Consider the following 10,080-nt stretch of genomic DNA (forward strand, 5'->3'; position numbering starts at 1 on the left):
TGCCGCAATCCCCTCTTCATCCAATCCTGCAATTTCTTTATTTTTCATGATGACACGGCCGTTTACAATTGTAGTATCGACAGGCGCATCAGCGATACCAAATAAAAAATGCCCCCAGATGTTCTCACCGGTCATCGGCGTGGGCGGAAAATAATCGACCAGAATCAAATCCGCCAAACAGCCGGGTTCGATTCTACCTATTTTTTGTCCCGAGATCCGTTCGAAAATCTTCGGGTTGTTTTTGAGTGTCATTTGCTGAATTTCATTCCAGCCGGCATTCGAATTTTGCAAATCATGTTTGTGCAGCAAATTCGCTGTCCGTGCATCCGGCCATATATTCGCAGACATGCCGTCGGTGCCGATGCCAACTAAAATTTCTTTCTGAAGTAATTTAAAAACATCCGTGCGCCCAACCGCGTTATTCATGTTCGACTGTGGATTATGGACGACGACCGTGTCGGTTTCTGCAAGCAGGTCCACTTCGGATTCATCGAGATGAATCCCGTGTGCCGCGATTGTCTTATCGCCTAAAATACCAAATTCCCGTAAGCGTTCAACAACGCCAATCTGAAATTTTTCCCGCGTTTGGTCGCCATCCACCCCGTCTTCAAGAACATGAATATGGCAGCCGCGATTCGAGGTTTTGCTAAGCTCAGCGGCCTTTTGCAGGCTCTCGTTTTCTAAAGTAAACGAGGCATGCAAGCCAACCATGCCATCGAAAAGGTGATCGGGATTTTCTTGTCTGGCATTTTGACATTTTTGAATATAACGCGCATTTTCTTGTAATCCTAATTCACGAATTTCCTCGCCGTTGCGGTCTGAGACTTCGTAGCAAAGTACACCACGCAATCCCAATAAATTCAGCGCTTCCTCAATTTTGTCAAGGCTGCCTTCAACAGCCTTTGGGCTGGCGTGGTGATCGATAATGGAGGTAACTCCATGTTTGACCGCGGAGATGGCTTGCACTAAAGCACTATAGTAAACTGCCTGCAAATCGAGCGCTGAATCCAGCTTCCACCAGAGAAACTTGAGAATTTCATGAAAATTTGATGGAGCTTTTTGCAAAGCCAAACCGCGGGCAAACGTACCGTAAAAATGCATGTGGGTGTTAACCCAGCCCGGCATTAGTAGTCGACCGCCGCCATCAAATTGCTCAAACTGTATGTACTTTTGTTTAAGCTCGCTTTTCCCTCCGATTTCCTTAATACGAGTGCCCTCAATTGCAACTGCGTGACCATCTAAAATGGTGTTTTGGTCATCATTGGTGAAGATGAGTGTATTGTGGATTAGCAAACTCATAATATTTCAGAAAAATCAAAAAGCCTTGCGGCATGAAATACTGTTAGAATTTCGACTTCCTTTTGTTTTAACCTGTAAACAATACGATAATTGCCAAAGATAATTTCTCTAATCGTCTCCAGTTGCAATTCAGGAACGATTCTACCAGATTTTGGGAACAGCTCTAATCTCTCAACTGATTCAAATACTCGATTTGCGAAAACTTGAGCATAGCGAGGAGCATCACGCGCGATAAAATTACAGATTGCATCTAAATCATCAAGCGCTTGATTCGACCAATTTATTCTAGCCATTTTTTCATGCGTTTCTTAGCTTCTTCATGGGAAACGACTTGACCCGCATTTGCTTGTTGGATCCCTTTCTCAACCTTATACAAAAAATATATTCTTTCCATGGCATCCTCAAAACTAACTTCTTCAGGTAATTCATTAACCGCGTTTAAAATTTTTTCTTTTACCGTTTTATGTTTCATATTAATTATCCTCGAATAATATTTGTCGGTAAATCCTGTCACATGTGCAACCAAACTATTATTTAGTTCTAAGGCAATTCGGCAGCATCATTAAAAATGGCATGCAATTATCATAATTTAACTCATCATAATTGACGCCAAGATTGATATTTGCATAATACTTCCCCTGATTATCTTTGTAATATTTTTCTGACGGAATTTTCCAATATTGGTCGCCGATTTTTTCGGTCAGAAACCATTTTCCCAATAATCGAGCCGCCCGTCCGTTGCCATCCGTAAAGGGATGTATGTGAGCAAATATTAAATGCATCATCGAGGCAAAATAAAAAATCTCTTCGAGTGAGAGCTTGTCCTTCAATAAAGCTTCCATCTTTTGAAAAAATGACTTCATTCTCTTCTGAACGTGTTCGGGCTCAAGCGCTAAGTAGGCTAAACCAGTCTGTCCAAAAACACCGACTTTATCAATGCGATAGTTACCTCTTTTGCTTTTTATTAATAAGGTCGGCGAAAAAATGCGGTGACATTCTAAAAAGTTAGACTCGCTTAATTTACTTTTTTGAGCAAACTGATACGCCGTGACAAGATTTTCAATTTCTTCAATTTCTTTCGTTTGTTTAAACTTTTCGGGAGAAAGTTTATAGTTCATGAAAGAATTTAAATCAACGCTGTTTCCTTCAATATTTGACGAGTAAACAGCGGATGCCTGAGTAGAATATCCCAAATCTATATGTTGATCACTAAAATCAAAGCTACTGATTAAAAATTCTATTTCATGTCCAATTCGATCCGTGTATTCTGAAAAGTATTTCTTGCTGGTGATTTCCATATTGATGAGTAGCTCACTCAGTTTACCAAGTCAACTCTCTTCAACCTTTTCTTTTTTGTCTTTACTCCTTTACCTGAGGTCACTGTTCGACCATTCGTAAGATCATCAATCACATCCGCATGCAACTGCATCAACACTTTCTCGGGTGTCAATGGCGAATCATATGCAAACTCGGCCTCAGGTCGAAAGGCGCGCATAGCATTGCGAATGGCGAAAAAGACGCCGATGCCGTACATTAGCGGCGGTTCGCCGACTGCCTTGGCACCGTAGGGTCCCCGTGGATTATCGACATTTTCCAGCAGTTTGACTTCTAAAACATCCGGCATGAAATAAACATCCGGCAGCTTGTAAGTCGCCAGAGAGTTGGAAAGGTACTTGCCTTTTTCATTAAATTTCAATTCTTCCAAAGTCATCCAGCCGAGTCCCTGGGCCAGCCCGCCTTCGATTTGACCGCGGTCGACGAGTTCGTTAATGGGCCGCCCGAGATCATGAACGATTTTCGCGGAATTGATATCATAGGTGCCGCGCAGACAATCGACTGTTACTTCAAAAATTCCGGTGCCGAAAACATGATAAGCAAACGGGTGTCCTTTTTCTTTCTCTCTATCGAACCAGATTCCCGGCGTCGTATAAAACCCATGTGCCGAGAGACTTACTCGATTTAGATAAGCTGTTTGAATCAGTTTTCCCCAGGTCCAACCCGTCTCTTTGCCATCGAACAAAACTTTTTCATTTTCAAGTGTGATCTTTTCATTATGTGACAAACCTAATTCTTTAGCGGCAAGAGATTTTAACCGATCCAAGATTTGTCCGACCGCAATTAGCGTTGCATTGCCATTCAAATCCGTCGTCGCACTGGCTGCGCTGGCAGACATATTTGCAATGCGGATGGTGTTTGTACTTTCGATTTTGACGCGTTCACTTTGAATGCCAAAGGCTTTTGCCGCTATTTTCGCAAGATTCGTGTTCAGGCCTTGCCCCATTTCGATTCCACCGGTAGAGACACTGACACTGCCGTCAGTATAAACGTGCACCAGTGCTCCGGCCTGATTCAAAAAAGTCGTGGTGAAAGAAATGCCAAAGCAGATCGGCATGACCGCCAACCCTTTTTTAGTTTCAAAATGTGTTTCGTTGTATTTAGCAATTCTTTTTTGAATCGCCGGCAATTTGTACGATTTGTTCGCTTCATCCCAAGTTTTCCGGATTTGAGCATCGTGAACATGTTGTCCATAAGGAAAGACATCGTTTTCCTGCAATAGATTTTTATACTGAATCTCCTGCGGCGACATTCCTAACTTTTCAGCCGCTTTTGCAATCGCACTTTCAATGACGAACATCCCTTGCGGCCCGCCAAATCCCCGGAAAGCTGTATTCGGCGGCAAATTCGTCCTGCAGCAGGCAGCAAAAATTTTTACGTTCGGGATGAAATATGAGTTGGTGCTGTGGAATAGCGTCCTTTCCATAACAGCCGTAGAAAGGTCGGCAGCAGCGCCAGAATTTTGATAATGCTTGACATCGTATGCTAAAATCTTACCGTCTTTGGTTAAACCGATTTTAAAATCCGAAGAGTAAGGATGCCGTTTACCGGTCATTTCCATATCCTGGTGCCGCGGCAGGACCAACTCAACCGGCTTTTTGGTATGGGAAGCTGCGAGTGCCGCCAGACAAGCCCAGTGGGTCGCTTGATCTTCCTTGCCACCGAAGCCACCGCCGAGTCGCCTGACGTCCACTTCGATTTTATGGTGCGAGAGGCCGAGAATTTTGGCCGCGTTTTTTTGGACCGCGTAAGGACTCTGGGTTGAAGAATGAATGCGAAAGCATCCGTCTTCCAGAGGCACAGCTCGCGCCCGTTGAGTTTCAAGATAGGCATGTTCTTGCCCGGCCATATCGCATCGGCCCTCAACAACAACATCACATTTGTCCCAGGCGCTTTCGACATCTCCTAAAGCAAAAGTTCGGCTATTTCCAATGATCTGCCCCTTGGCGAACGCTTCCCTTGGATCGGTGATAACCGGCAGCTCTTTTACTTCGAGTTTAATTTTCTTTAAAGCTTTTTGGGCGAGTTCCCCTGTTTTGGCAACAACCAGCGCAACCGGCTCGCCGATAAAATGCACATTCTCTTCTGCGAGCAGCGTTTCATCTTGAATAATCGGTCCGATTTGATTTTCACCCGGAATGTCCTTTGCGGTATAAATCGCAATACTGCCGTCCAGAGAAAGCGCTTCTTTGATATCCAGCTTCAAAATCCTGCCGTGGGCAACCGGCGAGGGAAAGACAGCGGCGAAAAGCATTTCCGCGGGCTGAGGAATGTCGTCGACATATTGCGACTCGCCGCGGGTGTGAGCGGCGGCGTCAATGTGTTTCATAAAACTCCCTCACAGTTACAAATTCGGGATAAAGCTTGGTAAAATGAGCGATGATAAATTGCCGTACCAAAAGTCTCTTATACTCAGCCGAGCCGCGGATATCGCTGATCGGCGAGATTTCGCTCATTGCAATATACAATACGTCTAAAATGGTTTGTCTATTAACCGGTTTGTCTTTTAAGTATTCGCAAGTCTTGTTCATAAAAAGCGGGATTGGCGCGACCCCGCCCATACTCATTTCAATGGCCTGAATCGTTCCCTTTTCAACCCGAACTTTAATCGCACTGTTCACAGAAGCAATATCGAGCGTTTTTCTTTTCGAAACTTTTTCAAAATGAACTTTGGTTTTCTTATCAGGCACGGGAAAAATAATTTCAGTTAAAATTTCAGAAGGACTTTTTTCAAGAACTTTATATCCTTTAAAGAATGACTTCATCGGGACTGTCCGCTGCTTTTTGCCGTTCTTCAAAACCAGATCGCACTCTAATGCAAGTAAAAGCGCAGTCATGTCTCCGATGGGCGAGGCGTTAACGATGTTGCCGCCTAAAGTCGCGCGATTGCGAATTTGCCACGATGCATTCAGCAAGTTGTATTTTGGCATATCGGGAAGGACTTTTTTAATCTCAGGATGTACAGCAAATTCTTCAAAAGTAGTCAAAGCGCCAACATAAAATTTGCCATTTTTAACGCGAATCTCTTTCATCTCCGGACGCAGGTTCAGGACATCGACTTGCGAATCAGGCAGTTCATCCCCTCTTTGAACATAAATATCCGTACCGCCAGCCACAAAGGTTTCGGGTTTCGTTCTGCTATTTTTTTGTTCAAAGGAAGGTATTTTTTTCAGGCGTTCAGGAATCGTTTGAAAATAATCGGGGAGAGCTTTCTGTTTAATTAAAGTTTTAATTGGATTTTGAGCTTTTTTGCCATTTCCGGCAGCGCCATTTCCGAATTGTTTGAGGAGCCGGCTGCCGGCACGCATTAACGAAGCGTATCCGGTACAACGGCACAAATTTCCCCCAAGAGCATATTTAATACCCTCAGCATTAAGTTCACACCAGGGCTGCATTAAATAACCCGTTAAGGAAACAACGATTCCCGGCGTGCAAAAACCGCACTGACTGCCACCCTCATCAACGATGGCTTGTTGAACCGGGGTGAGCTTTTCGAGATTAAGTCCTTCGATGGTGACGAGGTGCTTGCCGTGCAGCTCGCCGACCGGCATGAGACAGGAGGTCACCGGTTTGTATTCAACTTGATTGCCGGACAATTCCCCAATCAAAACCATGCAGGCCCCGCAGTCCCCTTCTTTGCATCCTTCTTTGGTTCCAACAAGGCGTTCCTTTTGGCGCAGGTAGTCGAGCACCAATCTGCCGGCAGGTTCTTTAGTGGTAACTTCGTGGTTATTTAACCAAAAATGGATTGGCATCGAGAGCTCTCTTTTAGTGGTGGAATTAGAGGAAACACCAATCTGAGTAAAAGCGGCTTAATCAATGTTTTCTATGCAATAATATACCACCCATATAACGGAAATGCAATAAAAAACTACTAAAGGACACTTGCATTTTGCTTGAATTTAAACTAAGTTTGTCACTATTCGGCTATTGGCATTTAGCTGTTGGCTGTCGTATCACAATTGGTTGCACACAATGAGAGATTTTAGGACTCTGAATCTTTGGAAAGAAGGGATTGCGATCGTTAACCTTATCAGCAAGCTCAAGGCCAACAGCCAACAGCTAACAGCCAACAGCTAACAGCCAACAGCTAACAGTTGAATAGTTACAATTTAAGGAGAAATCTCAATATGCCCATCCTTTTTAAATCCACGAAAATGCTGGAAACTCAAATCGATGAATTTCTGGATGCTGTTAGCCAGGGTGCTTTGGTATTTGAACAAGGCATCAAAAGTTATTTTGAAAATCAGAAAGTCAACTTTGAAGAAAATATGATCACGATTAGGGACTTGGAAAACAAAGCCGATACTTTGCGGCGGCGCATTGAGAGCCATCTTTATACCCACTCCCTGATTCCTGAACATCGCGGCGACGTGCTGGGACTGCTGGAAAACCTGGACAACGTCATCGATACCGCAAAAGGTACACTCAACTACTTTTCAGTCGAAACGCCGGATATTCACATGGAGCTCATAAAAGATTTTGTTGAACTGACTGACAAAGCTGCGCTGGCAGCCGAATCAATTGTTCTGGCAGCACGTGCTTTCTTACGGGATGTAAATGCTGTTAAAGACCACTTGCATAAAGTCTATTTTTATGAAAAAGAAGCGGACAAAATCGCCGACCGGCTCAAACGTCACATCTTCAAATTGAAAATAAATTTAAGTAACAAGATGCACCTGACCAATTTTGTGCAGCATGTCGATTTTCTCGCCGATCGCTCCGAAGAAGTGGCCGACCGTCTCTCCATCTACAGCATCAAACGAAGCGTTTAAAATCAAATGATCTTCCTTTTTCTATCAAGCGGACTTTTTCTGGGCTGGTCCCTCGGCGCCAATGATGCGGCAAACGTCTTCGGGACTGCCGTCGGTTCGAAAATGATCCGGTTCAAAACCGCAGCCTTGCTTTGTGGTGTTTTCGTCATTTTGGGAGCGGTAATAAGCGGGGCAGGCGCAGCTCACACGCTTGGCCGTCTCGGCTCTATCAATGCAATCGCAGGCTCATTCACGGTTGCCGCTTCCGCCGGGTTTACCGTCTTCTGGATGTCAAAGCTGAAAGTCCCGGTTTCGACTTCCCAGGCCATCGTCGGGGCAATCATCGGATGGAATATTTATACCGGTTCGGCCACAAATCAGCAAACTTTAACAAAAATCGTATCCACCTGGATTCTTTGTCCTGTTCTGGCCGGTGTGTTTGCGATGATCCTTTATTTAGCATTTAAATTTTTCTTCAACAATGTAAAAATTCACCTGCTTAAATTAGATCTGTACACCCGCGTAGGGTTGATCATTGTGGGAGCTTTTGGCGCTTACAGCTTAGGTGCAAACAATATCGCCAACGTCATGGGGGTTTTTATGTCTGTTTCACCATTCCAGGATTTACACATTTTCGGCCCGTTAACACTAACTGGAGTTCAGCAGCTCTTTTTTCTTGGGGGGATTGCAATCGCAGTCGGTGTCTATACCTATTCCCAAAAAGTCATGGAAACAGTCGGCAGTAACTTATTTAAACTCTCGCCTGAGGCCGCTCTGGTTGTTGTGCTGGCCAATGCACTCGTTCTTTTTCTTTTTGCTTCTCAAGGACTGGCAAATTGGCTCACTTCCGTAGGACTTCCTTCTCTGCCACTTGTCCCGGTTTCCAGCACCCAGGCGGTCATCGGAGCAATTTTAGGCATTGGCATTTTGAAAGGCGCGAAAGGCATCAACTATGGTCTACTCGGCGAAATTGCTATGGGCTGGCTGGCTACTCCGATTTTCGCAGGGATTCTCACATCTATTGCGCTTTTCTTTGTGCAGAATGTGTTTAATTTGCAAGTGAGCCTTCAACATTAGAAGACAAAAAGTGTAAACCAAATTAACAGACTTGCAAATTAATTTGTTTCATTTTCTTAGAATAATTAACAGTCGGCGGCCTTCTTTACGTAAAATAAAGATCATAAGTTTTCAAAAAATTAACATCTCCCTCCCAAATTCCTTGACTTCCTCAAAAATCTTTTGTATGATTATCTAATCCCGCCAAAAATTTTGATTATACCAACCTAAAAGGAGCGGCCTTATGTCAAAAGAAGACGTTAAGGAACCCCGCGGAAAAGTTTCCCGACGAACCTTCCTCAAGGGTATGGGAAGCGGCTTCATCGGCACGTCTGCGATTTCCACCGGGTTGTTCAACAAAGAGGCAGTTGCAGCCATTCTGGAACCCGAAACCGAGCGTATTTCCGAACCCCAAATGATTCAGTTGCACATTAACGGTAAAAAGCACACTGTGCGAGTCGAGCCGCGAACCACTCTGCTGGGCGTTTTGCGCGACGGATTGGATCTCACCGGCACGAAAGAAGTATGCGACCGTGGTCAATGTGGCGCCTGCACGGTGATGCTCGATGGCAAAACCATGCTATCCTGTATGATACTAGCGGTGGATGCACGCGGCAAAAAAATCACGACGGTTGAAGGTTTGGCCGATGGCCAGAATCTTTCACCGGTTCAACAAGCTTTTGCTGAAAAAGACGCCCTGATGTGCGGCTTTTGTACTCCCGGATTAGTGATGTCCGCGACAGCGCTGCTACACAACAATCCTAACCCGAATTTGGATGAGATTAAACAAGGACTTTCGGGAAATCTCTGCCGCTGCGGAACCTATCCAAAAGTGTTTGAAGCAGTACAGAGTGCAAAGAAAATTTCGCGGAAAGGAGGGTGAATCATGGCCAAATGGAAAAGTTTAGATCAAATGTCGATTTTGAGCAGGTATTACCCTCGCCTCGACGCACCAGATAAAGTCACGGGGCAGGCAAAATATGTCTACGACCAAGCACCTAAGGGAATGTTGTTTGGTGCTATTCTGAGCTCACCGCATCCTGCCGCCAAAATTGTTGAAATAGATGATTCAAAAGTTCGCCAGCTTCCTGGAGTCAAAGCGGTTTTAACAGATGTTCACCCAACCGGCACGATTCGTTATGTCGGCGAAGAAGTCGCTGCAGTGGCCGCCACAACATATGAAATTGCTGAGGATGCCCTAGATTTATTTCAAGTCGAGTACGAAGTGCTGCCGTGTGCAGCGGATTTAAATACAGCTATGAAGGATGGCGCACCTCGGGTGTTTAGTGACCGCAGCAACTTTAGAGATCCCAGGGTGCGGGGCGAGGGCGACATCGAAGCGGGTTTTACTGAGGCGGATGAAATTATTGAAAGCGAATTTCGCACCCAGGTTCAGACCCATTCCTGTCTGGAACCCCACGGCAGTATGGCCATGTGGGAAGGTGACGAGTTAATCGTCTGGGATTCCACACAGGCGGTTCATGGTGTGCGCGAAGGGTTAGCAAAATTTTTGGAAATGCCCGTTAACAAAGTTCGGGTCATTTGCGAACATATGGGAGGCGGTTTCGGTAGTAAACTGCAGGCGGGCAGATATTCCGCAATTGCGGCTCGGTTAGCAAAACAAGCAAATGCACCT

General features: G+C 44.9%; 10 protein-coding genes. 4 read left to right on the forward strand and 6 right to left on the reverse strand.

Translation table 11 applies throughout. From position 1 onward, the window contains the following. From ssnA to IH879_12930, 6 genes are all read right to left on the reverse strand, one after another. Positions 1-1,299 (reverse strand): putative aminohydrolase SsnA (gene ssnA / locus IH879_12905; GenBank protein ID MCH7675837.1); only part of this gene is annotated, 1,299 nt, incomplete at its 3' end. After that, positions 1,296-1,592: a type II toxin-antitoxin system RelE/ParE family toxin gene (locus IH879_12910; GenBank protein ID MCH7675838.1), complete on the reverse strand. Its 297-nt coding sequence runs from the start codon at positions 1,590-1,592 to the stop codon at positions 1,296-1,298. The genes IH879_12910 and ssnA, both read right to left, overlap by 4 nt. Then, a complete protein-coding gene (locus tag IH879_12915) occupies positions 1,580-1,771 on the reverse strand; it encodes a hypothetical protein (protein ID MCH7675839.1) in 192 nt (63 codons plus the stop codon). The genes IH879_12910 and IH879_12915 overlap by 13 nt, the downstream gene beginning before the upstream one ends. A 58-nt stretch (positions 1,772-1,829) precedes the next feature. Further along, positions 1,830-2,597, reverse strand: a complete 768-nt coding sequence (locus IH879_12920) for a Fic family protein (protein MCH7675840.1) — start codon at positions 2,595-2,597, stop codon at positions 1,830-1,832. 17 nt (positions 2,598-2,614) lie between these two features. Further along, on the reverse strand, positions 2,615-4,963 hold the full coding sequence (locus IH879_12925) for a molybdopterin-dependent oxidoreductase (GenBank protein ID MCH7675841.1): 2,349 nt from the start codon (positions 4,961-4,963) through the stop codon (positions 2,615-2,617). Further along, a complete protein-coding gene (locus tag IH879_12930; protein ID MCH7675842.1) occupies positions 4,950-6,389 on the reverse strand; it encodes an FAD binding domain-containing protein in 1,440 nt (479 codons plus the stop codon). Before IH879_12930 ends, IH879_12925 begins: the two co-directional genes overlap by 14 nt. Positions 6,390-6,764: 375 nt before the next feature. Between IH879_12930 and IH879_12935 the strand changes: the two genes are divergently transcribed. The 4 genes from IH879_12935 to IH879_12950 form a co-directional block, all read left to right on the forward strand. Next, positions 6,765-7,409: a DUF47 family protein gene (locus IH879_12935; GenBank protein ID MCH7675843.1), complete on the forward strand. Its 645-nt coding sequence runs from the start codon at positions 6,765-6,767 to the stop codon at positions 7,407-7,409. A 6-nt stretch (positions 7,410-7,415) separates the two neighbouring features. Further along, positions 7,416-8,465, forward strand: a complete 1,050-nt coding sequence (locus tag IH879_12940) for an inorganic phosphate transporter (GenBank protein ID MCH7675844.1) — start codon at positions 7,416-7,418, stop codon at positions 8,463-8,465. Between the two features lie 223 nt (positions 8,466-8,688). After that, entirely contained in the window at positions 8,689-9,327 is a 639-nt protein-coding gene (locus IH879_12945; GenBank protein MCH7675845.1) for a (2Fe-2S)-binding protein, read from the forward strand. Positions 9,328-9,330: 3 nt separating this feature from the next. Next, on the forward strand, positions 9,331-10,080 hold a 750-nt coding region (locus IH879_12950; GenBank protein MCH7675846.1), incomplete at its 3' end, for a molybdopterin-dependent oxidoreductase.

It is taken from the genome of candidate division KSB1 bacterium (assembly GCA_022562085.1).
GTDB lineage: Bacteria > Zhuqueibacterota > Zhuqueibacteria > Oceanimicrobiales > Oceanimicrobiaceae > Oceanimicrobium.